The 22840-nt window shown below is 47.4% G+C and carries 28 protein-coding genes; 9 read left to right on the plus strand and 19 right to left on the minus strand.

What is annotated here, in order from left to right; all coding sequences use genetic code 11:
* Positions 1-2: 2 nt before the first annotated feature.
* From AC5SLM_RS01885 to dsbD, 3 genes are read right to left on the minus strand one after another with little or no spacing between them, the layout of a single operon-like run.
* On the minus strand, positions 3-773 hold the full coding sequence (locus AC5SLM_RS01885; protein WP_495249230.1) for an inositol monophosphatase family protein: 771 nt from the start codon (positions 771-773) through the stop codon (positions 3-5).
* A gap of 36 nt (positions 774-809) precedes the next feature.
* On the minus strand, positions 810-1097 hold the full coding sequence (locus AC5SLM_RS01890) for a hypothetical protein (RefSeq protein ID WP_495249231.1): 288 nt from the start codon (positions 1095-1097) through the stop codon (positions 810-812).
* Between the two features lie 13 nt (positions 1098-1110).
* A complete protein-coding gene (gene dsbD / locus AC5SLM_RS01895; RefSeq protein WP_495249232.1) occupies positions 1111-2817 on the minus strand; it encodes a protein-disulfide reductase DsbD in 1707 nt (568 codons plus the stop codon).
* Positions 2818-3076: 259 nt separating this feature from the next.
* Between dsbD and ppk2 the strand changes: the two genes are divergently transcribed.
* A complete protein-coding gene (gene ppk2 / locus AC5SLM_RS01900; protein WP_495249395.1) occupies positions 3077-3832 on the plus strand; it encodes a polyphosphate kinase 2 in 756 nt (251 codons plus the stop codon).
* 50 nt (positions 3833-3882) lie between these two features.
* On the opposite strand, the gene AC5SLM_RS01905 is transcribed toward ppk2, so the two are convergent.
* The 12 genes from AC5SLM_RS01905 to rpsO form a co-directional block, all read right to left on the minus strand.
* Complete coding sequence (locus AC5SLM_RS01905; RefSeq protein WP_495249233.1) at positions 3883-4362, minus strand: MarR family winged helix-turn-helix transcriptional regulator; 480 nt, start codon at positions 4360-4362, stop codon at positions 3883-3885.
* Between the two features lie 23 nt (positions 4363-4385).
* Positions 4386-4721, minus strand: coding sequence for an ATP-binding cassette domain-containing protein (locus tag AC5SLM_RS01910; RefSeq protein WP_495249234.1), 336 nt, complete (start codon positions 4719-4721; stop codon positions 4386-4388).
* Positions 4722-5132 (minus strand): ABC transporter ATP-binding protein, encoded by a 411-nt coding sequence (locus tag AC5SLM_RS01915; protein WP_495249235.1) that lies wholly within the window; start codon positions 5130-5132, stop codon positions 4722-4724.
* Positions 5125-6105 (minus strand): FecCD family ABC transporter permease, encoded by a 981-nt coding sequence (locus AC5SLM_RS01920; protein WP_495249236.1) that lies wholly within the window; start codon positions 6103-6105, stop codon positions 5125-5127. The genes AC5SLM_RS01915 and AC5SLM_RS01920 overlap by 8 nt, the downstream gene beginning before the upstream one ends.
* A gap of 28 nt (positions 6106-6133) precedes the next feature.
* Positions 6134-7210, minus strand: coding sequence for an ABC transporter substrate-binding protein (locus AC5SLM_RS01925; RefSeq protein ID WP_495249237.1), 1077 nt, complete (start codon positions 7208-7210; stop codon positions 6134-6136).
* On the minus strand, positions 7198-7977 hold the full coding sequence (locus AC5SLM_RS01930; protein WP_495249238.1) for a class I SAM-dependent methyltransferase: 780 nt from the start codon (positions 7975-7977) through the stop codon (positions 7198-7200). Before AC5SLM_RS01930 ends, AC5SLM_RS01925 begins: the two co-directional genes overlap by 13 nt.
* A 204-nt stretch (positions 7978-8181) precedes the next feature.
* A complete protein-coding gene (dnaK, locus tag AC5SLM_RS01935; RefSeq protein WP_495249239.1) occupies positions 8182-10065 on the minus strand; it encodes a molecular chaperone DnaK in 1884 nt (627 codons plus the stop codon).
* A 22-nt stretch (positions 10066-10087) separates the two neighbouring features.
* Entirely contained in the window at positions 10088-10642 is a 555-nt protein-coding gene (gene grpE / locus AC5SLM_RS01940) for a nucleotide exchange factor GrpE (RefSeq protein WP_495249240.1), read from the minus strand.
* Positions 10639-11436, minus strand: a complete 798-nt coding sequence (locus tag AC5SLM_RS01945; RefSeq protein ID WP_495249241.1) for an HrcA family transcriptional regulator — start codon at positions 11434-11436, stop codon at positions 10639-10641. Before AC5SLM_RS01945 ends, grpE begins: the two co-directional genes overlap by 4 nt.
* Before the next feature lie 204 nt (positions 11437-11640).
* Positions 11641-11772, minus strand: a complete 132-nt coding sequence (locus tag AC5SLM_RS01950; protein ID WP_275898336.1) for a hypothetical protein — start codon at positions 11770-11772, stop codon at positions 11641-11643.
* Positions 11769-12017 (minus strand): helix-turn-helix domain-containing protein, encoded by a 249-nt coding sequence (locus tag AC5SLM_RS01955; protein ID WP_205458200.1) that lies wholly within the window; start codon positions 12015-12017, stop codon positions 11769-11771. Before AC5SLM_RS01955 ends, AC5SLM_RS01950 begins: the two co-directional genes overlap by 4 nt.
* A 211-nt stretch (positions 12018-12228) precedes the next feature.
* Complete coding sequence (rpsO, locus tag AC5SLM_RS01960) at positions 12229-12501, minus strand: 30S ribosomal protein S15 (RefSeq protein WP_205458201.1); 273 nt, start codon at positions 12499-12501, stop codon at positions 12229-12231.
* A gap of 171 nt (positions 12502-12672) precedes the next feature.
* Here rpsO and AC5SLM_RS01965 point away from each other — a divergent pair, with 171 nt between their 5' ends.
* The 5 genes from AC5SLM_RS01965 to AC5SLM_RS01985 are packed head-to-tail and all read left to right on the plus strand — an operon-like array spanning position 12673 to position 16779.
* On the plus strand, positions 12673-13077 hold the full coding sequence (locus tag AC5SLM_RS01965) for an Rrf2 family transcriptional regulator (RefSeq protein ID WP_495249242.1): 405 nt from the start codon (positions 12673-12675) through the stop codon (positions 13075-13077).
* Between the two features lie 9 nt (positions 13078-13086).
* Entirely contained in the window at positions 13087-15267 is a 2181-nt protein-coding gene (gene flhA / locus AC5SLM_RS01970) for a flagellar biosynthesis protein FlhA (RefSeq protein ID WP_495249243.1), read from the plus strand.
* Positions 15268-15294: 27 nt separating this feature from the next.
* Complete coding sequence (locus tag AC5SLM_RS01975) at positions 15295-16332, plus strand: DHH family phosphoesterase (RefSeq protein ID WP_495249244.1); 1038 nt, start codon at positions 15295-15297, stop codon at positions 16330-16332.
* A gap of 1 nt (position 16333) precedes the next feature.
* On the plus strand, positions 16334-16594 hold the full coding sequence (locus AC5SLM_RS01980) for a hypothetical protein (protein WP_495249245.1): 261 nt from the start codon (positions 16334-16336) through the stop codon (positions 16592-16594).
* 29 nt (positions 16595-16623) lie between these two features.
* Entirely contained in the window at positions 16624-16779 is a 156-nt protein-coding gene (locus AC5SLM_RS01985; protein WP_495249246.1) for a hypothetical protein, read from the plus strand.
* 16 nt (positions 16780-16795) lie between these two features.
* On the opposite strand, the gene cmoA is transcribed toward AC5SLM_RS01985, so the two are convergent.
* The gene (cmoA, locus tag AC5SLM_RS01990; protein WP_495249247.1) at positions 16796-17503 is read right to left on the minus strand and encodes a carboxy-S-adenosyl-L-methionine synthase CmoA; all 708 of its coding nucleotides are present in this window, start codon (positions 17501-17503) and stop codon (positions 16796-16798) included.
* 112 nt (positions 17504-17615) lie between these two features.
* On the opposite strand from cmoA, the gene AC5SLM_RS01995 reads away from it, so the two are divergent.
* Complete coding sequence (locus AC5SLM_RS01995; RefSeq protein ID WP_495249248.1) at positions 17616-18410, plus strand: GGDEF domain-containing protein; 795 nt, start codon at positions 17616-17618, stop codon at positions 18408-18410.
* Here the strand turns inward: AC5SLM_RS01995 and AC5SLM_RS02000 are convergent.
* From AC5SLM_RS02000 to AC5SLM_RS02010, 3 genes are read right to left on the minus strand one after another with little or no spacing between them, the layout of a single operon-like run.
* Complete coding sequence (locus AC5SLM_RS02000) at positions 18389-19537, minus strand: sensor histidine kinase (RefSeq protein WP_495249249.1); 1149 nt, start codon at positions 19535-19537, stop codon at positions 18389-18391. The two genes, AC5SLM_RS01995 and AC5SLM_RS02000, sit on opposite strands and share 22 nt — an antisense overlap.
* Complete coding sequence (locus AC5SLM_RS02005; protein WP_495249250.1) at positions 19521-20186, minus strand: response regulator transcription factor; 666 nt, start codon at positions 20184-20186, stop codon at positions 19521-19523. Before AC5SLM_RS02005 ends, AC5SLM_RS02000 begins: the two co-directional genes overlap by 17 nt.
* Complete coding sequence (locus tag AC5SLM_RS02010) at positions 20183-21100, minus strand: cache domain-containing protein (RefSeq protein WP_495249251.1); 918 nt, start codon at positions 21098-21100, stop codon at positions 20183-20185. The genes AC5SLM_RS02005 and AC5SLM_RS02010 overlap by 4 nt, the downstream gene beginning before the upstream one ends.
* Before the next feature lie 112 nt (positions 21101-21212).
* Between AC5SLM_RS02010 and AC5SLM_RS02015 the strand changes: the two genes are divergently transcribed.
* Positions 21213-22337, plus strand: a complete 1125-nt coding sequence (locus AC5SLM_RS02015; protein ID WP_495249252.1) for a c-type cytochrome — start codon at positions 21213-21215, stop codon at positions 22335-22337.
* A 9-nt stretch (positions 22338-22346) separates the two neighbouring features.
* Entirely contained in the window at positions 22347-22820 is a 474-nt protein-coding gene (locus tag AC5SLM_RS02020; protein ID WP_495249253.1) for a hypothetical protein, read from the plus strand.
* Positions 22821-22840: the final 20 nt, after the last annotated feature.

Here is a 22840-nt window from a genome sequence, read left to right on the forward strand (position 1 = left end):
GACTACTCGTAAAACCCAATCTCATTAACCAAAGCCTCATGGATAGCGCCGTTGCTTGCAATGATGGTGCGCTCATTCATATCATAAGCCTTGCCCTCATGGGTAGTGACTTTGCCTCCTGCTTCTTCCACCATCACAATCCCTGCCGCCACATCCCAAGGCTTGAGGTTGATCTCATAAAACCCATCAAAGGTTCCTTTAGCCACCAAGCACAAATCCAAACTCGCCGCCCCATAACGGCGCAAGTCACGGATGAGGGGCAAGAGGTTAGTCATGGAATTGAGCACAAATCCAAGGTCCATGGGAGAACTGTTTTTGGTGTAGGGAAACCCAGTAGCCAACAGGGCTTCTTGAAGAGTGCTACTTTGGCTTACATGTAAACGGGTTCCGTTACAAAAGGCACCGCTTCCTTTTTGCGCCAAGTACATCTCATCTAAAATAGGGTTATACACGCCCCCCTCTACCGCCTGACCATCGCGCCAAACGCCCACAGAAATACCCACGTGAGGCAAGCGGTGTACAAAGTTGGTGGTGCCATCAATGGGGTCAACAAAGATGCCACTTTTAGGGAAGGTGTTCCCCTTGTAACTCTCTTCGCCAAAAATCTCATCCTGCGGATACGCCGCTTTGAGTTTTGGTATAAGAAAATTTTCAATGAGCACATCGTACTCCGTCACCAAATCTGCTTTGTCTTTGTAGTGGGTCTTAAACGCTCCATAAAAGCCTTCTTTGAGGAGTTCGCCTGCTTCTTTTAAAATAGATTCGAGTTGCATTATTATCCTTACATGTAAGAGTATTGGACCGACAAACTACGCCTCTTCAAAGGTGCTTGTTTGCCCATTAAAACGGTAACTTTCCATGGGATTTTCCCCAATCAAGCACACGAGGTTACAAAAAACCGCAGGGGAAAGCTCTAGTGCTTTGCCAAGTACCTCGAAAATATACGCGCGGGTGTGCATCACAGGCGTTTGGCTCACCCCCATAAACACCATGCCTTCCTCGTCAGGAACTTCCTCAAAACCCTCGCTCGTCAGGTGGGCCACAAACGCCGCCTCGTCTTTTAACCCTTCTGCATCAATCGCTATTACTACGTCCATTTGCTGTACACTCCTAAAAGATTTTTTCCACATGGGCCAAAAATTCATCGGCCGTTTTAAACCCTACAATTTGAGCCTCTTTAAGCTCCACACCCGCTTTGTAAAAAATCAGCGCAGGAGGGCCAAAGAGTCCGAATTTTTGCAACAACGCTCTATCTTGGGCGGTGTTAGCTGTCACGTCGATTTTGATGAGTGTCACGCCCTCTAGCACCGTGCGCACACGCGGGTCGGCAAAGGTGATGGTCTCTAACTCTTTGCAATTAACACACCAATCCGCGTAAAAATCCACCATCACAGGCTTTTGACTTTGGGCAATACGCGCCTCAAGAACCTCCACACTCCCGATGCGTTCAAACCCAAGCCCTGCGCCGCCCACAAACGTGCCGCCCACAAAAGGAGCCAGTGGGTTTAGCGGATCACCGCCCTTGCCAAGGCCACCTACAAACAACGCCGCTCCGTATAAAAGCAACAATACCGCGACACTTTTTAAAAGCGTGTGGGCCCACGTTTTCATTTCCGTCTTTACCGTGCCAAGATGCACCGCAGACCCTACGCACAAGGCCGACCACAACAACAATACCACCCAAGGAGAAATCACCCGCGAGAGCATCCAGATGGCAATGCCAAGCATCGTGACCCCAAAAAAGGCTTTGGTGGCGTTCATCCACGCGCCAGGTTTTGGCAAAAGTTTGCCCGCTGAAGCCCCGATGAGCAAAAGGGGCACGCCCATACCAAGGCTCAGCACAAACAACGCCGCCCCACCCAAGAGGGCATCGCCGCTTTGGCCGATGTAAATGAGTGCTCCCGCTAAAGGTGCTGCGACGCATGGTCCCACGATGAGTGCCGATAAAAACCCCATGAGTGCGACGCCAAGAACGCCTTGGCCTTCGACATTGCGCGAGGTTTTGCTCAGTGCGCCTTGGATGCTTTTGGGGAGTTGTAATTCGTAGAACCCAAACATGGAAAAGGCTAAAGCCACAAACACCCCACTAAAGAGCCAGATGACCCACGGGGTTTGCAGTGAGGCTTGCAAGGAAGCACCAAAAAGCCCCGCCAACACGCCTGCGATGGCATAGGCAAGGGACATGGCAAACACGTAGACAAAGGAGAGCCAAAGCCCACGCTTAGCGCCCATGGCAACGCCACTTTGAGAGACGATGATGGAGGAGAGAATGGGAATCATCGGAAAAATGCACGGGGTTAGTGAGAGCAAAAGGCCAAAGCCAAAAAAGCTTACCATGGCCCACATAAAGCCACTTGAGGCAAGGGATTGGGCGATGGCGCCGTGTTCTGAAAGGGCACTTGGCGTGCCATCACTACCCAGAACAAACACTTCCCTCATGGGCTGATAGCACAACCCCATGGTCGAACACGCTTGCCATGAAACTGCCAACTCAAAGGGTGCATTTCCCGTGATTTGGGCGATGAGCGCGAGAGGAATCTTTACATGTAAAGAGTGGTCGTAAATGCGGTAGTCTTCGTACTCCACAGCTTCGGGCAGGGTAAGTAAGGGATTTAAAAGGGTGTACGTGGGAGAAAGGATTTCAAACTTTACCTCTTGCTCGTAAAGGTAAATGCCCTCACCAAGGGTGATGGAAACATCGAGGGTTTCTTTTTGGGGCGTGAGGGTGAGCTGGAATGCCTCTTCGGGGGTGAGTACGCGGGCAAAGGCAACAGAAAAAACCATCAACCAAACAAACATCGCCAACCGTGCGCGCATCATCATCCTTTGGAGTTAATGGCGACATTGTACACAAGCAACGTAAATCGACGCTAAATCAAGGGGTTTTTGGGCTTGTTTTAAGAAAACTTCAATACTTAGAGTGTATGATGAAACACATTCTTCATCACAAAGGGCACCCATGTCAAAAAAAGAGAAATCCTCCAAAAAATGCGAAGAAAAAAACGAACAATGCCTCCAAGATGCCGCCGACAGGCGCTCAGAAAACGGTGATGTGGCTTATGGCAAAGAATTGCGCATGCTGCAAGTGGAATTGCTCAAATTTCAGTACCACGTTAAATCAACAGGCCTCAAAGTGCTCATGATTTTTGAAGGACGCGACGCGGCGGGCAAAGGCGGCACCATCAAGCGCGTCACCGAACACCTTAACCCGCGCGGGGCGAGGGTCGTTGCCCTTGAAAAACCCTCGGACGTAGAGCGCACCCAATGGTATTTTCAACGCTACGTGGAGCATTTACCCAGTGCGGGAGAGATTGTTATCTTTGACCGCAGTTGGTACAATCGCGCCATGGTGGAGCCCGTGATGGGGTTTTGCACCGAACGCGAGCACCACAAGTTTTTAAAAGATGCCCCCATTTTTGAGAGCATGCTTGTGCATGAGGGGATTCAGATGTTTAAGTTTTATTTTTCCGTGAGCAAAGACGAGCAAGCCAAACGTTTCAAAGCCCGTGAAACCGACCCGCTTAAGCAGTTTAAATTTTCCGAAGTGGACAAATATTCCCAAATAAAATGGGACGAATACTCCCTTGCCAAATACATGATGCTCAACTACACCCACACCGAGATTGCCCCATGGACAGTCATCAAAAGCAACGACAAGAAAAAAGCGCGCATCAACACCTTTAAACACATCTTAAACTTTGTAGATTACCCCGGGAAAACCGATGCGGATAAAATAGAAGTTGATAAAGAGATTGTCGTTTACGGCAGAGACGAGGCTATCTCCATGGAGAAAAATTTCAAATTTCAATCAAAAACGGATGATATTGAATAAATAGCCTTACATGTAAGGCTATTTACCACTGGAAGTGATTATAAAAGAGTTTAAGCTTCTTGCACATAAAACGCCATGGATTCCGCTTCTTTTTGCAGGAGTTTTTTGTACATAGATTCCAAAACTTCCGCAGCAATCGCGCGTTTTTCTTCGGGCAAATCCCCCATGAGTTCCGTGATATTGTTCTCACCAAGACGCGCTAGCGTACAGCGCAACTCTAGTGCTTTTTGTGTGGGTTCCACTAAAAAAGCGCGCTTGTCTTTGGGGTGATTCTTTTTTTGGATAAAGCCATTTTGCTCCATGCGCTTAAGTGTCGTGGTTAAGTTTGATGCTTCTGTGTGGGTTCTTTCGCACAGCTCCCGCTGAGACATGGGGCCCATGCTGTAAAGTTGCAAAAGAATTTGGCGCTGCTCACCCGTCAAATCAAAAGGACGCAATTTTTGATTTAGGTTGTTTTTTAATTTCAAATGAAGGCGCGCAATCAAAAAGCCAAAACAGGGTTTTTTAGGTGTGGTGTCTGTTGTTTTCATGGGAAAATAATAACCTATTTTCTCTAATAAATCACTTTTTTCGCCCCATTGACGTGGACAATAGCGATGGGTACGCCGTATACCTGAGATAAAATGGGCGCGCTAAGCGCGTCTTTTGGCCCATCAAAAACCGTCTCGCCCTCTTTAAGTAAGACGATGTGATCTGCGTATTTGAACGTTAAATTCAAGTCATGCAACACCACAAAAGTGCTCAAGGCTTCTTGAAGAGTCATCTTGCGTACAATTTCCATAATCTCCAACTGATTTTTGATGTCTAGGTGGTTAATGGGCTCATCTAAAAACAAAACAGGGGACTCTTGCACCAAAGAGCGCGCAATCAACACTTTTTGAAACTCCACTCAACTCAACTTTAAAACATTTTTATCCGCAAAGGCGCCTAGGTGCAGTTTTTCGATAATATGCGCACATTTTTCATAATCCTCTTGGCTTGGAAAATACCCCATATGCGGTTTTCGTCCCAGCAAAATACAATCCCGCACACTGCACGGAACCGCTTTGGTTGTTTGTGGCAAATACGCAATCAACCGCGCCAATGCTTTGTTGCTGTACTCTCCAAGGCGCTTTTCTTGCACCATAATCTCGCCCGATGACGCAGGCAAAAACCCTCTTAAAAGCTTCAAATACGTCGTCTTTCCCGCACCATTTGGGCCAACGATGGCGGTAATCTTTCCCTCTTTTGCACACACGCTGACATGACGGATGATTGGCTTTTCTTTGATGCTATAACATACTTCCTTGGCCCTAATCACGCCTAATCCTTTGAAATAAAATCACCAAAAAGAGCGGTACGCCCGCAAAAGCCGTTAAAATCCCCACGGGTAATGTGATAGGGGAAAACAGTTGCCTTGCTAGCAAATCGGCTAACATTAAAAATGCGCCGCCCAATACCGCCGAAGCGGCAAATAAAAAGTGGTGTTTTGGGTCTTCAAACAAGAGCTTGACCACATGGGGCGCAACCAACCCAACAAAGCCGATAATCCCGTAAAATGCCGTGGCAATCGCCGCCAAAAGAGAGGCAACAACAAGGGCCCAAAGGCGCAATCCCCCTACGCTAACCCCCAAGCTTTTAGCATGCATATCGCCCCACACAATGGCGTTAAAGTCCCACCCTCGCACCCAACCAAACGCCATGCCACCTAAGGCAAAAACTCCCACAATGCCCGCTTCTAGCCATTTTCCTTTGCTTAAATCCCCAAAGGTCCAAAAAATCGCTGCGGCAAGTTGGTTGTCAGTGGAAAAATACTGCAAAAGCATCGTTGCGGCATTAAAAAAAGCAGCAATCGCTACGCCCGCTAAAATTAACCCCTCCGAGCTCACCTCTTTAAGCATTGAAAAAGCCAACACAACACACGCTGCCGCTAACGCGCCAACAAAAGCGCCCAAAACAATAGTGCTAACATTTTCAAAAACCCCTACACTAACGCTCCCTGCACCTAAAATAATAATACTAAACGAAGCGCCAAATGCCGCTCCTTGGGAGAGCCCCAAGGTAAAGGGCGAAGCCAGTGGATTGCGCAGTATACTTTGTAATATTGCCCCAGAAAGGGCAAGTGCTGCTCCCACCGCAAAGGACGCGCCCATGCGCGGGAGCCGTAAATCCCAAATCACATAAGCCAATGTCTCGTTTTTTCCTGTGCCCAAAAGCGCCCCCAGCGTCTCCCCAAAAGAAGCTGCACTGTAGCCGCTGTGTAGCCCAAACCCCGCAAGTATTAGTATCGTCACACAAAGTATGCCCCAAAACTTTGCCACACTAATCACCCAATGGCTCCACTGTTAATGTTTCATTTTCCATTACAACACGTCCAAACCCAAGCACCCCCTCTTGCAATACCTCATACAACGGTTCTCCCACAAACATCGTAAAAATTTCATTGGCTTTGGCTATTGGGTCTAGGGACGCATACGCTTGAGGATAAAGCACTTTTGCACTAAAAAAAGCGTTGGCAAGCATTTGGTCGATGTTGACATAATAAAACGTATTGGGAAGCATGGTGTACACTTTGCCCATTTGAAACGCACGCATTTTTTTAAAATAGGCTGCATCTGCCTCAAAAGCTTCTTTTACTAACGCCAATCCCGCACTGTCTAAAAAAATAACTTCGGGATTGTGGGTTAGTAAAAACTCCTTGCTAACAAACAGGTGGCCCGAAGCCTGAATGGTCCCAACGCTGTTGCGCACATGTGCAAGGCGAAAAGGCATAAAATCGGCTTGTGTGCTTGTCAGCCCTTGCAACCCACGGTACGCTACAGCGCCCACATACGCCTCTTGTTGTGGCACTTCCTTGACAAACTCACCCCGCAATGCTTCCATGTAAGCCACCAATGCTTCTGCGCGTGCTTCTTTGGCAAGGATACGACCAATCAGACGCAATGAGCTATAAACCGTCTCAAAATCAATCGTATTTAACCCGTACCCCACCACTAAAACGGGAATACCAAATTGACGTTGCAGCAAGTCCGCTTCGCTCTTGTCTTGTGTGATAAGAATCACCACATCAGGACGCGCAGCGATGATGGCTTCGAGATTGGGACGCTTGGCATTTCCCCCTTGCCCTACAAGAGGCACCGTGTGCACCCAGTCGCGATTGACCCATGTGTACGTTCGGCGGCGCACGTCTTGTCGTTCAATGGCCTCGACACCTACAACCTTATCGCGCCCGTGAAGGTATGTCACAAAACTCAAACTCGTCCCCAACGGCACAACGCGTTCAACCTGCAAAGGAAGCGACACCGTTCTACCTAAGACATCTCTAACTTCTTGGTGCGTTGCGCAAGCTAGCGTTGCTAGTAGTACCACGCACCCTAAAATAGCTCTCAAACTACCCATGTAATCAACTCCAAGCCCATGTTAAGGCGGTACTCCACTTGGCCGTTTTGACGCAACGGGGCCAGTGTTTTTTCAAGCTGCATATCAGAAAGCGTTGGGTTTTCCTCAAAAGCCACCACATACTCTCTCGCTTGCCGCAGCGCATCTTCCCACTCCATTTGACGCCGAGAGGTTTCCCTAAACGTGTGTACTTCACAAGGAAGACAACAGGCCTCTAGCCATGCTTTTAGCGGGGTAACTTCGTCAAACACACGGGTGCGAATTTTATATTCTTGTACTAGCGCATCTTGGATGTTAGAGTGTTTGACGCCTGCCCAGCCCAAATAAGCTACCGGCCCCCTCGTGTGGTGCAAAAGTTTTTCGTACTCTTTTGGGGTGCGAATCGCAGGGGTTTTAGAAGCAAAAATGAGGTCAAATTTTCGCTCTCCCAGTGCCAAGACATCCCAGCTTGCCTGCACTGTTTGGACGTTGGCGATGGCACAGTCCGCAGCGTCTTTAGCTAAGATGTCAAGCATTTTTTGCGACAAATCCATCCCCACAACGTGCGCAACACGCTTGGCTAAAGAGAGTGTGTAAATCCCCGTACCGCACCCAATATCCAAGGCCTCCGTTTGAGGATTCATGTACCCTTTGGCCTCCAAAATGTGCCAAATCTTTTGTGCAAAAGCATCCTCGGCGGGATTGTAGCGTGGAAAATACTCCGCTTTTTGATCCCATCTTTTCTCTTCTTCGTGACGACTAACACCCTTAGACAATCCTTCTTTCATGCCTACTCCTTTAAATATTTACTGTATCAATAATCATTATTAATTTGAAGTCTAACAAAGTGAGGCTAAGGAGTAGCTTATGTAACTATGCACATAACTATGCTGTTAATTTTTTTCTTACATGTAGGCTTATATATTTAAAATAGTAGTAAAAAAGCGTTACATGTAAGGCAAAAACGCCTTACATGTAAGCAGGAGGGGAAATTACTCGACTTCGGCGTCGATGACGTCGTCGTCTTTTTTCTTGGCTTCTTTTTTGGAAGCTTCGGCGTTGGGGTTTTGGTCTTTTTTATACATCGCTTCGGCAAGCTTGTGGCTGGCTTCTGTGAGTGTTTTGACCTTCGCGTCGATCTCTTCCTTGGTCGCGTTTTCGTTTTTAAGCGTTTCTTTAAGGGCGTCAAGTGCGCCTTGGATGGTCGCTTTGTCCTCGGCACTGATGGCTTCACCAATCTCACCTAAGGATTTTTCTGTTTGATGCGCTAGCGCGTCGGCTTGGTTGCGCGTTTCGACGGCTTCTTTGCGTTTTTTGTCTTCTTCTTTGTGCAGTTCCGCGTCTTTAACCATTTTTTCGATTTCCGCTTCATCAAGCCCTGAACTACCTGTGATCTTAATCTCCTGGACTTTACCCGTAGCTTTGTCGCTTGCAGACACAGTCAAAATACCGTTGGCGTCGATGTCAAAAACCACTTCGATTTGTGGCACACCACGTGGTGAAGGCGGAATGCCTTCTAGGTTAAACTGCCCCAAAGACTTGTTGTCTTTCGCAAATTCACGCTCCCCTTGAAGGACGTGAATGGTCACCGCAGGTTGGTTGTCTTCAGCAGTAGAGAACGTTTGGGTTTTTTTCACAGGGATGGTCGTCCCTTTTTCGATAACACGGGTCAACACGCCACCTAGGGTTTCGATGCCAAGGCTAAGGGGCGTTACATCAAGCAACAACACGTCTTTCACGTCGCCTTTAATAACCGCACCTTGAATCCCCGCACCAATGGCGACTACTTCATCAGGGTTTACAGACTTGTTAAGGTCTTTGCCAAAAGCCGCTTTTACGCGCTCTTGCACCAAAGGCACGCGGGTAGAACCACCCACCATAACGATCTCTTGCACTTCGTTTTTTGTCAATCCCGCGTCTTTTACAACCGCGTTGATTTTATCAATAGTCTCTTGCACCAAATCTTCAATCATCCCCTCAAACTTGGAGCGGGTAAGCTTTTTGACCAAGTGTTTTGGGCCGCTTGCATCCGCGGTGATAAAGGGCAGGTTGATTTCTGTTTCACTCGCACTGGAGAGTTCTTTTTTCGCGTTTTCTGCCGCTTCTTTAAGGCGTTGAAGTGCCATCACGTCGTTTTTAAGGTCGATGCCATTGGCTTCTTTAAACTCTTTGATGAGCCAGTCGATGAGGCGGTTGTCAAAATCATCCCCACCCAAAAATGCGTTACCGCCAGTGGCTAAAACCTCAACCACATTATCGCCCGTTTCAAGCACGGTCACGTCAAAGGTCCCGCCGCCCAAGTCGTATACGACGATTTTTTCGGCTTCTTTTTTGTCAAGTCCATAAGAAAGTGCCGCCGCTGTTGGCTCGTTGATGATGCGAAGCACGTTTAGTCCCGCGATGGTTCCTGCTTCTTTAGTGGCTTTACGTTGCGCGTCGTTGAAGTACGCAGGCACCGTGATGACCGCGTCGGTGACGCTCTCGCCCAAAAACGCTTCCGCGTCTTCTTTGAGTTTCATGAGCACTTTTGCGCTGATTTCTTGTGGCGTATACACTTTGCCCGCAATCTCAATAGCGCACGCGCCATTGCGGTCAACCACATGGTAAGGCAAGCGTTTTTTCGCTTCCACAGCCGCGTCTTCGTTGCTCATCAACCCCATAATGCGCTTGATAGAGTAGATAGTTTTCTCAGGGTTTGTGACGGCTTGTCGTTTGGCAGTGTCGCCCACAAGCACTTCACCCTTGTCGGTAAAGGCTACCACGGAAGGTGTTGTGTTTTTGCCTTCTTTATTACTAATAACCTTGCTCTCGCCACGCTCATAGACTGCAACACATGAGTTAGTGGTTCCAAGGTCGATTCCGATTACTTTTCCCATTGTTTTTTCCTTTTACTGATTTTTACTTTGAAATACTCACCATCGCAGGCCGTAAAACGCGGTCTTTGATGGTATAGCCTTTTTGAAACACTTGGACAATCTGGCCGCCTTCGTGCTCCGCACTTTCTACTTGCATGACCGCTTCGTGCACGTTGGGGTCAAATTCCCCTTCGCCACTCACCGTACTCACGCCGTGTTTTTCAAAACATTTTTTAAACTGTTCAATCGTTAGCGCGATGCCCTCTTGAATCTTGCCCGCCGCTTCGTCCCCTTGACTGCCTGTATTTGCCGCAATCTCTAGGGCGTCGATAACAGGCAAAAGGTCTCGCGCAAACTGCTCGTGTGCATAAGCGATGGCCTGATACTTCTCTTTTTCAAGGCGCTTGCGCAAGTTTTCAAACTCCGCATTCGCACGAAGGTAGCGGTCTTCAAGAACGCTCACTTGCTCTTTTAACGCCGCCACTTCTTCCTCGCAAGAGGGCGCTTCTAACACCTCTTGGACATTTTCTTCTTCTAGTGGTTGCTCACACACAGGCGTCTCTTCCTGTGGCGTATCGGTTGCATTTTTTTTACTCACGCATCCTCCTTTGTCATCATAAAAAACCGCTCATAGTCGGCATACAAGCCGCCCAAACAAAACACATGCGCGTCCTCACCTTGGTAAATCGCTTTGTGCTTCATGGCGACGTACCCCTCTGGCACTAAATCTTCAAAAAAAAGTCCCTCGGTGAGCGCATCTGGAAATCCAGGGTCTAAAAAGAGGCGAAACATGGTCGGGTTTTCCTCAGCTTTTGCCATTTCATACACGCTCATTTCTCCTCGCTTAAACAACACTTTTGCCTCTTTGACACGTGCTGCTTTGTCGCGCAATTCGTACAACCCGACCTGAGCACCAATACTCTCAAGGTCTTTAGGCGTTGCGCCTATGAGGCTCGTCAAAAAACGCTCCAGGGGGCTTGAATACCCCAACACTATCTCTTCGCCGCCTAAAACTAACAATAAATAACGGTTTTCAATATTTACAATCTCTTGGAGTGCTAGAGGCACCGCTGAGAGCACAAGACAGTATAGGCCAAAGGCGTCCACTGCAAGGGCAAGCTTGTCGCTCAGTTTGAGCGGTCGGTCAAAACGCAAGCGTTCTTCCCAATACTGCTTCATCGCAACATCCGTAGGCACGCGTCCCCCGCTTACATGTAGCTGGGTAAGCACACCCTCTTGGGAGAGTTTTTTAAAATACACACGAATGGTTGAGGCGGGAATGTCTCCTGGCATACGCAAGCCAAGTTCAGAAGAACCGATAGGAAGGTTCTCTTCCAAATAGGCTTTGATAATGGAGTCAAGGATTAAATCGCGCTTACTTACTCGTGGCATATTAGCACTCTTCCTTTCTGATTGCTAGGTGTATTATACAGCATTGAGTGAATAGATGTCAAGAGTTTATATGCAATGCTTTAAATAAAGATTCTTTAGTCTAGTAGACTCAATCTTTAGAAGAAGTGTTGCACAGGAAGGCGTTTTCAGCAGGCGTGAGGGGAAAGGGTTTGGAAGAGGTTCTACATGTAAGGCAAAAAATCCTTACATGTAAGGCGAAAGAAAAAACGAACGAAGTTTGTAAAACACACGGAGGTAAAAAGGGGTTGGTTTGGAGCACAAGCAAGAGAAAAGGTCGTCAAGTCCTTGGCGCTCTTGGTTGGTTAAGCGGGTCATTCCTTTTCCTTTAGTCCTCGACGAATGCGTCGAATTAAATGCAAGGCATCTTCATCTTCTAGCTCGCACAGCAATTCAAACACAGCCTTAGCCGCCTGAGGGTCTGAGTTGCCAAGTCTCCAGTCTTGATAGGTGCGCATGGAAACCCCAAGTCGCTCGGCCATCTTTTTCTGAGAAATCTTTTTGCCAAAATGTTTCGACTCCACCGCATTGTGAAGCAGATTGAAAATGTCGCTCGTTTTCATGGTGGAGATTATAGCCTAGATTGAATTAAATACCACAAATCTTTCACATAAACAGTAGAATGTTACCACAAGTAGGTAGTAAATGCAACCAAAAAAGTCTAAAAATACTTATTTTATGCAGAAAAGCGTATAAAAAGGCTTACATGTAAGAAGGAAAAAATACAAAAGGGGAAAAGCGGGGAGGAAAAAGGCGGCAAGATGCCGCCGTGGATTATTTGTCTCGAAGTCCTAACTCAGCAATAACTGTGGTAAAGGTTGCATAATCTTTACGTTTAAGGTATTTCATGAGGCGTTTGCGTTGGCCAACAAGTTTCAAAAGTCCTAAGCGAGAAGAGTGATCTTTCTTGCTTACTTTTAAGTGTTCTGTCAAATACTTGATGCGCTCAGTAATGAGTGCAATTTGAACCGCTGGAGAACCGGTATCTCCCTCTTTTTTGGCAAACTTAGCAACAATTTCTTGTTTTTTCGCCGAATCCAAAGCCATAGTGACCTCCTGATTGGTAATATTTGGAGCGGTATTCTACCCAAATAAACCAAAAAAAGGCTGAAACCTCTCCTCTTTTCAAAAGCGTGAATTAGGTCGCGTCTTTAAACGAAAGTGCAGTGTAGATTTAGTACTATTATACTCTTATTTGCAGATCCACTAGGAGTCCTGATGCTATTAACCAAAGCGAGTGAATACGCCCTGCTCTCCTTGATTGCTATCTCTCAAAAAGAGACGCCACAAGATGTAGACACCCTTTCCACACAGTTAGGCATTTCCAAAAGTTTTTTGGCCAAAATCCTCCAAAGCCTCGCCAAAGAAGGCGTGCTTCGCTCTTTCAAAGGAGCCCACGGCGGGTTCTTGCTCTCTCAAGAGGCCAGAAAAATGACCATCAAACACATCATCGAATGCGCCGAAAAGCGCGCCATGAATGTCTTTGAATGCTCCCCATCTCCTAGCCTGTGCCCCAACAACCGTGCTGAATTTTGTAAAATTTGGCCCTTTCTCAACAAACTCCAAACAAAAATTGATGACTTTTTGGATACCATGACGCTCAACGATATCATTAAAGAATAAAGGCAGTGTTTGGCACGTTCTAAGCGGAATATCCTCGCCCTTATAGCTCCTTTTTTAGAACCTCTTATTCGGGCTAAAGACCTTACTATTGTTGCTTTGATTATGGCGATTCTTGCCATCATCATCGTCCCACTGCCTAGTGGTGTGCTCGATTTTTTCCTTACCATTTCCCTTTCCCTCTCGGTGCTGATTATCCTTATTTCTCTCTATATTCCCAAGCCCACCGACCTTACCACCTTTCCAACCCTCATCCTTATCATCACCCTCTTCCGCCTCTCACTCAACATTGCCACCACGCGGATGATTTTAAGCAAAGGCCACGAAGGGCCAGATGCCGTGAGTGACATCATCTCAAGCTTTGGAGAGTTTGTCGTAGGAGGCAACTACGTCATCGGGATTATTGTCTTTACCATCCTTGTGCTCATTAACTTCATGGTCGTCACCAAAGGCTCCACGCGGGTTGCCGAAGTGGCCGCGCGCTTTACACTTGATGCCATGCCTGGCAAGCAAATGGCCATCGATGCTGACTTAAACGCGGGGTTGATTGATGAAAAGACCGCCAGAGAACGCCGTGAATCCATCATCCAAGATGCCAACTTTTACGGCGCCATGGACGGTTCAAGCAAATTTGTCAAAGGTGACGCAGTCGCGGGCATCATCATCACCATCATTAACATCATCGGCGGGTTTTTAATCGGGGTTTTTCAAAACGACCTCGACATGGCCACCAGTGCGCAAACCTACACTATTTTAACCATCGGGGATGGTCTTGTTTCCCAACTTCCTGCCCTCATCTCCGCCACAGCCACAGGCATCATCATCACACGGGCTAGCAAAGAAGAAACCAATTTTGCCGAAGGCGCCATCAATCAACTTTTTGATGAGTACAAAACCTTGCTCATTGTGGGTTTTATTTTGCTCATCTTCGCCCTTGTGCCTGGACTTCCTACCTTTTCACTGGGGTTTGTTGGAATGATTTTTTTAAGCATTGGGTATTTAATGAAACAGACCAAAGAGGGCAATCTCACCCTCGACCTCACCAAACCTTTGCCTAAAGCGGAGGCAAAAAAAGCAGCGGAGGCAAAAGAGGCCGAAAAGAAACCTGTGCGAAAAAGCCCTGATGAAATCAAAAAAGAAGAAGAAAGTGCCCTGCAAGACATCTTGAAACTAGAAATCCTAGAACTTGACCTTGGCTACCAACTCATCAAACTTGCCGACCCAAACCAAGGGGGAGACTTGCTAGAACGCATCCGTAGCATGCGCCGTAAAATCGCCCAAGACTTTGGCTTTTTGATGCCCCAAGTGCGCATCCGAGATAACTTACACCTTAGTCCAAACCACTACCAAATCCAACTCAAAGGCATCGACATAGGCTCAGGAGAGATTTACCCTGATAAATTCCTTGCCATGGATAGCGGTCTTGTCACCGACGTCATCCAGGGCATCCCCACCAAAGAGCCTGCTTTTGGCCTAGATGCATTGTGGATTGACCCTGATAAAAAAGAAGATGCCATCATTAAAGGGTACACCGCCGTAGACCCCGCCACAGTCATCTCAACCCACATGAGCGAACTGGTGAAAAAATACGCCGAAGAGTTGCTCACGCGCCAAGAAGTGCAACATTTGGTTGACAAACTCAAGCACGATTATCCTGTGGTTGTGGAGGATTGTTTACGCGTGGCAAGCATTGGGCTTATCCAAAAAGTACTCAAAGCTCTTTTACATGAAAATATTCCCATTAAAGACCTCCTCACCATCCTTGAAGCCATTAGCGACGTGGCAGAGATTACAAAAAATGTGGACATCCTTGTTGAACAAGTGCGCGCCAAGCTTTCTCGCGTCATCACCAAGCTTTACAAAGACGAAGAAGGCCGGCTTAAATTGCTCACCTTTAACGCCACTAGCGAACAACGCCTTCTTGACATGCTCAAACAGCGCGATGGCATGCGCGATTTGATGCTCAACATTGGCCAAATCAATGCCTTGGTTCAAACCACTACCAAAGAAGCCCAGCGACTCCTTGGGCGTGGCATTGCTCCTGTGGTCATCATTGTCGACCCCTTGTTGCGCAAATCCCTTTCGGATATTTATGAAAAATTTGGCTTAGATGTTGTGGTGTTAAGCCACGCCGAAATCGACCCGAGCACCCCTTTTGAAGTCATGGGCTCTATCGAAATCGAAGGCTTTTAAGCTGTACACACTACGAAGGATTGTCTTATGAATACCTACCACCTTTATCACCTCTCCCATACCGACCTTGATGGGTACGGGTGCCAACTGGTCACCCAACACTATTTTGAAAATGTCAGCTTTTATAACTCCAATTATGGCAAAGAAATCGAAGAGCGTTTTTTGGAGATTCTTGAAGAGATGGAAGAGCGCAAAGCGGATAAAAACCTCGTCCTCATTACCGACCTAAACCTGACGGTCGAACAATGTGAAAGCCTCGAAAAAGAGTTGCAAAACGCCTCCGTAGAAGCACGATTACTCCTACTTGACCACCACAAAAGTGGCGAAGACTCTTACGAAAACTATCCGTGGTATATGCTAGATGACACACGCTGTGCCACCAAAATCACCTATGATTTTTTTGCTTCTATCTACCAACCCGATGACGCACTAGGGCGCTTTGTAGAGGTGGTCAATGCTGTGGATATTTGGCTTGACCAAGACCCAAATTTTGAGCTTGGAAAGGTCGGCCTTGGCCTTGTGGCAAACGCCAAAGAGATTAACCGCATCATGTTCGCCAAGCCCAACAGCCACTACCTCCTTACCCTTCTTCAAAGCACGCAAGCGTTTTTTGACCAACACAACCCGCACATTGCTCTTGATGAGGCTATTCATATGCTCAAAAAACGTTATTTTAGAGCGGACAAGCCTGATGACACCCTTAGCAATCTTGTCTCTAGCCACATGGTTACCTTACTAACGCGCTACAAAGAGCGCATGAGCATTCATTACAAGGGACACAAGGGTATTTTGACTTACAATATTGGCAATGTCTCCGTCGTAGGCAATGATTTTTTGGTCGCTAACCCTGATTTTGATTTTTTCATGGACGTCACTTCCCGCAAAACCGTCAGCTTTCGCTCTAGCGGCAAAATCGACGTAAGTAAAATGGCTAAAGCCCTTGCCAATGGTGGCGGTCACCCCAATGCAAGCGGGGGAATGTTAACAAATCTCAAAGATAGCTTTGTGTATGATAGGGTTCTTTCTCAAGTCAAAGAAATCATCTCCAAAAACGAGGACAAATAAGATGAATATCGAAAAAACAAACGAAGAATTGGTGCGCGCAGAATTTGAAATCGAAGAGCTCGCCATGCAACTTGCCGACATGCTAGGCGTAGCACTCTATTTTGCAGGTGTCAAAAAAGATAACATTCAAAAAGCAGTGGATGCTTATCTTGATGGCTTAGATGAGTGTTTTGGCGAGGAAGAAGACGGAGAGATGGGCTTTGAAGAAGTCATCAAAGTCATCACGCACCTCCAAAAAAACAAACCCGAACTCTTTAAGTAGACAAAGCCACCCAACGGTGGCTTTTTTCCATGAAATCACCCCTAGCTTCCTCTTTTCTAAAAGCACTTTTTGCCATTGTCGCAGGGCTTATCCTGGGTCTCTCGGGCGGCAAAATCCTCAACGGCGAAGGGACGCGCACTTTTAATCAAGAAATCGAAATCATCAAATCTTTTTTTAAACGCTAGCATACACCTTTGCTATTTAGGGCTTTTTCGCCAAATAAGTGGCAAAATTTCCCCACTTAAACAACGTTTCCACGTGAGCAAACCCTGCTTTTAGTGCCATCTCTTTGTTTTCTTGCTCCGTGTAGGGCACAAGGACATTCTCTAAGGCTTCGCGCTTTTGTGCTATTTCAAAATCACTGTACCCTTGCTCGCGTTTGAAGTTCAAATACACATCCACCATCGCTTTGCTGAGGGTTTTATCTTCGTGCACAATCTTTTCACTAAAGACAAACATGCCTCCTTGCATCAGTGCCTCACAGATAGACTTTACAAGCAACGCGCGCTTGGGCGGGCGGATAAACTGCAAGGTGTAGTTTGCCACAATCGCGCGGGCAGGAGGGATGGCAAGGGTGGTGATGTCTGCTTTTTCTAGCTTGATTCCTGCTCCAAAGGCGTGGGATTTTTGTGCGGCAATTTCAAGCATCGCCTCGGCATTGTCAAAGCCAAAAAGCTGCAACGGAATCTTAGCGTGTTTGTGAATCATAAGCAGGGTATTGGCGGTCGAACATCCAAGGTCAACAACCGTGTCATTCTCCTTAAGCATAGCGCACAAAAGCTGGGCGATGAGGGTAAGGTTTTCTTTGTAAAAAGGGATGGAACGCGCCGCCATATCGTCAAACACACTTGCCACAGACGCATCAAATTCAAACTGCTTTTCAATGGGGCGTGTAAAAACCGTGTCCATGGGTCACCTTTGTCTCATTTTTTAACAGCATTATACAAAAGCTTGCTTGGAATGCGCTATAATTCCCCCAACGTTGGCATCATTGTCACAATTTCATCACCAGGAAAGCATCATGAACCATGAGCTCCAAGAACTCACCGATGATACCATCAGAGAAATTCGAAAACTAGAAATCGTCCTCCCTGAAATCTACCGTGACGTATTTTACACCATGGCACAAAAACGCGGCGTCACCATTAACGAAGATGACAAAGAAGAGGCCCTCACCTACGCCCTTGCTAAAATCCAAAAACTCTCCGAAGAGACGCAAAAATCTGCCCACCAACTTCAAGAACACGTCGCCCAAGCCAAGGAAGCCGTCGAAAATAGAGACGATGAAGCCTTACACACCATCCAAGATGACCTCATGACTTTAGAGAAAAAAATCAAACGCTTGCAGCATGAAATCTATCTTGATAGCCTCACGGGCATGTTTAACCGCCGTTGGCTCTTTGAAAAGTTTTTAGACCAAGACACCTTTACATGTAAGGGTGCTTTTGCCTTTTTGGACATCAATGATTTTAAGTCCATTAACGATTCTTTTGGACACACCACGGGTGACAAGGTCTTAAAAGTCCTGGCGATGGTCTTGCAAAAGATGGAAAACGTCAACGTGATCCGTTTTGCAGGAGATGAATTTGTCGTAGTCAGCGTTGTGCATTCAAGCGAAAAACTTCGCCAGATGCTCTCCACTGTCTACAAAAACCTCAAACACACCCCTTTAAAAACAGGCGAACATAAATTCCTTGTCTCTTTTTCTTACGGCGTGAGCGATTTTGACAAAGGGGACGTGTTTAACGACGTTTACGTTCAAGCCGATGCCCTTATGTACGAAGATAAAGCCCTTCACAAAGCAAAAAAAGTGTAGCAAAAACAACTCCCCTGCCCTGGGGTTGAGCGCACCTGAATCTCAATCCCATTTTTCATGCAAATCTCCTTAACAATACTAAGCCCAATCCCAAAACCCCCGCGAATCTCATCCCCGCGAAAGTAACGCTGAAAAATAGCTTCCGTGTCCGCAATCCCCACGCCAGAATCACTGATACACAACACGACTTTTTCCCCTTGGCGCAAAAGCTCAAGGTGAATACTCCCTTGGGCGGGCGTGTATTTGATGGCGTTAGAGAGGGTGTTATCCACAATCCGCTGCCACTCTTGGCGGTTAAGCAAAAGCATCACGTCTGGCGTGATTGCATGGGTTACATGTAAGCGTTTCATGGCAACCATGTCGGCAAAAAAATCAAGCCGCGCCAAAAGTGCTTCTGAGGCGCAAAAGGATTCGGGGCGGTATTCTACCCGACGGTGTTTGATGAGGTATTCGATGTCTTCGTAGATTGTCGAGAGGGCAATCAACGCCGAATTTGCCCGCGAAATCGCCCGGTGTGGGCCGATGTGCTCGCCAAGCATTTCAAGGTTGAGGCGAATCACCCCCAAAGGTGTCTTTAGTTCGTGCATGGCATCTTTGAAAAAACGGTCCATTTGGCGCGCTGCTTCTTCAAAAGGCTGAATACTCCGAGACAAAATCAACAAAGAAAAAGCAAACACAAACACCCCTATCACACCCACAAGCATGAGGGCGTCTAACAACACCGCTGTGTACGAAAGAGGGCGTGAAACCACTAGCGAATGGGCCTCAAGGCGATTAGGAGCAAGCAACACGCGGTGGCTTAACCGCCCTTTTAGTTTTGCCGTCCCCTCCCCTAGCACCACTTCATTTTCCTTTAGCAGTGAAAATAAAGGCTCCCCATTTTTGTCAAAAATAGCAGATTCAAACAACAAAGAGCGCGGATACACAAAGGTTGTGGCCTCTGGCCCGATTCCATAAATCGCCCGTTGCACTTCTAGGGCGTACGCTTTGAGCTCTTGTTCTTGTTGAAGTTGCGCATGAGAAAGCGCCAAAGAGACATACGAATACAGCGGAATTGCTGTCACAAACACCATCACAAAGGTGTAAAGCAGGGCGTACCCCAGAGCGCTTTTAGTGCTTTTTTTCAATCACATACCCCTGCCCACGCACGTTTTTAATGAGGTCTTTGTGGGTCTTGTCGCGCAGTTTTTTAATCGCCATGCGGATGTCGCTATCATTGACCTCTTGCCCATTCCACGCGTATTCACGCAAGGCTTCGGGGCTTAAAATCTGACCTAGGTTTTGGGCTAAAACACAGATGAGTTTTTGCTCGGTTTTTGTTAGTGCTACCTCCACTCCTTTGCGCTCTAAAACAAAACGCTCGCAATGAAACCGTGTTTCCTCACCTAGGGCCACCCACGCTCCCTTGGAGCTTTCAAAGCGGCTTTTGAGCACTTGATTGACGCGGTATTTTAACTCTTTCATGGCAAAAGGTTTGCGCAAATAGTCATTGCACCCAAGTTCATACCCAAGGCTCAGGTTATGGATGTCTGTTAAGGAGGTCACAAAAATCACAGGGGTTTCCATCTGGTATTCGCGAAGAACCTTGACAATCTCATACCCGTCCATCCCCGGCACACGAATGTCCAAAAGAAGCAGGTCATACCGTTGGGAAAAAGCCGCGTCAAGAGCCTCTTGGCCATTGTCAAAATCATCCACCCAATACCCCAGCGACTCCAAATACTCCCGCATGGTTTCTTTGTAAGCAAAGTCATCTTCTAAAAGCAAAATCTTCATTGGATTTCCACCTTGGGCAAAGGGTGTTCAAGCAAAGGCGTCACGGGCAATACGCCCACTCCACTAGAGCGCACGAGAGCAAAATGCCCCTTGTGAAGTTCGTATTTATTGAGCGCAACACCCAAAAATCCCAAAGGGGTGGCATCCACGTTAAACAAAGGCAAGAACCCATACACCCGTTGCTCATCTTCTAAAAATCCCCGCGAAAAAGCACGCGTGCGGGCAAATTTTTCAAGGGTGACCTCGCACGGACAGGTATCGCTGATGAGGATAAAATTCCCGATTCGGTGTTTTGAACTCTCCCATTCTGCAATCTCCAAATACGCCTTATCGAGTAACACCATCAACTCGATTCCCTTTTCCATCAACTGCGTGGAGAGGGTATCAAACCCCACAATCACTTCTACCGACCCTGCAAATTTCCCTTCAAGGAGGATGGGGGCAATGGCTTTGATATTCAACCGCTTTCCAAGCTCAATGGAAACATGGGGCTTCAAGCTCTCTTTCACATACACCAACCCCTTGCGAAACTCCGACAAGGGCATCCCATAAGAGTCTTTATCCCAACTTCGCACCCACGCGTGTAGGGTCTGGGTGTGAAATTGCACTTCCATGGCGTGGTAGTTGCCCGCCATTGCCGCCTCATCAAAATACGCCTCTAGAGCCCTTTGTACCGCCTCGCGATCATGACGCGCGTACGCTTCTTTGACCGAAGGGCTTCGGGAGAGAAAAAGGGAGAAGGCCAAAGCTTCGCGCTTTTGAGAGTCGATGGCTTCTTGGGCATGCCACAGGGCAGATTCCACTTGTTTTTCCAAAGATTCTTGCTGAACGCTTTGATTAATAGCATGAACCCCGTACACGCTAATAGCAATAGTTACTCCAAAAAGGAGGATAAGAAAGATAAGGGGGCGCAAGGTGAAAATGGTAAATCCTTAATTATTTCTTAAAACAATAAGTCAAATCTTGACACAAAGTTGACATAAATCATTTAGAATTATCGCACAACAATACTAAAAAGGAGAAAAAATGCGTCGTTTGACTCTAGGCCTTGTCCTCTTTGGCCTTACATGTACACACGCTTTGGCGTTTGAGCCGTGGACACTGGCAGAACGCGGAAACCGAGGGTATAAGCAACCTTCCATTCAATGGATAGAAGGCACCACCATCAATGAGGTGGAAAATGGCACCCTTAATTACGCCTTGCCTGCTTTTGAAGGCGACCCACTGTGGGACCCCCTCAATGCCAAGCCCATCACCCCAGACACCAAATACGGCGAAGCGGTACAGTATGGGTACCAACTCATTGTGGCCACGTGGCGCCACATTGGCCCTGAAGTGGAAGATGAAAACATGCGTTACGCGGGTAACAACAATGCATGTAGCAACTGCCATTTAGGCGCGGGCACCATGCAATACAGCGCCCCTTTTGTGGGCATTTACGGCCACTTTCCCCAATACCGAAACCGTGAAGATGTTCTAGGCACGCTCACCTCACGTATCAACGGCTGCATGGAGCGCAGCATGAACGGCTACAAGCTTCCCCCTGAGAGCACAGAAATGAAAGCCATGCAAGCCTACATGCACTGGCTTAGCCAAGGAATTCCCGTGGGTGCCTCTAAGTTTGAAGGGCGCGGACTCAAATTGGTCAACCGTCCTATGATTCGCAACAATGCTGCGGACATAGAGAATGGAGCGAAAGTCTACGAAGCCCAATGCGCGGTATGTCACGGAGAAAATGGCCAAGGAGAAAAACGGCTAGATGCCAATGGTAATGTTGATGGGTACACGAATCCACCCCTCTGGGGAACGGATGACACCTACAACACAGGGGCTGGCATGTACCGCACCTTAAAAGCTGCGGATTTTATCTTTAGCACCATGCCCAAAGGTTCAAGCCCGCATGCGCCTATTCTCACTGACAAAGAAGCGTACGATGTGGCAGCGTTTATCAACCAAGATGCCCATTACCGCCCTGTCAAAATCAACCGCAATGTTGACTTTAGCGACCCAAAAGTGCGCGTTCCCGACCAAGATGTCATGGGATATTATGGCAAAAATGGCGAGTTGATGTTCCCCGATGAAGGAATAGACCGCATGCGCTATAAAGTGGGGCCTTACAAAGACATCATCAAACAAAAACCGGCAAACTAAGGAGTCACCATGAAATCCCTCTACACTGTTTTAACCGCGCTTGTGTTGCTTGGCTTTGCAGGATGCGCAACCCCTTCGACACCCAAAGCAAGTACCCTTCAAGGGAGCGTAGCCAATGTCAACAAAATGGCGCCCCAACGTACTGCCGTGACCCTTACCACGGAAGGTAAAAATGTCACCATCGCCTTCCCAAATCTTCAAAATAACACTGGCGTTGGGTTTAGCGCCACGCCATGCCATGGCACCTTTACCCTTATAGGCTCTCACGCCAACGCCCTTACCAAGAGCGTCACGCATGTGTACCAAGGGGGCTTTGTTGCGAACAACAATTGTGCGCTTTTTACCGAACAATCCTCAACAACATACACCGACGCACAAACACCACGTTTTGCGCATCTTGAGAGTACGAAAGAAGGATGGGAGATTCGCATTAGCGAAGATTTAGCAGGGAAGTCTCTTCTGATTGTAGGACAAGTGCAATAACACCATGTCCGCGCCATTGA

It is taken from the genome of Sulfurospirillum sp. HTRB-L1, from assembly GCF_059415125.1.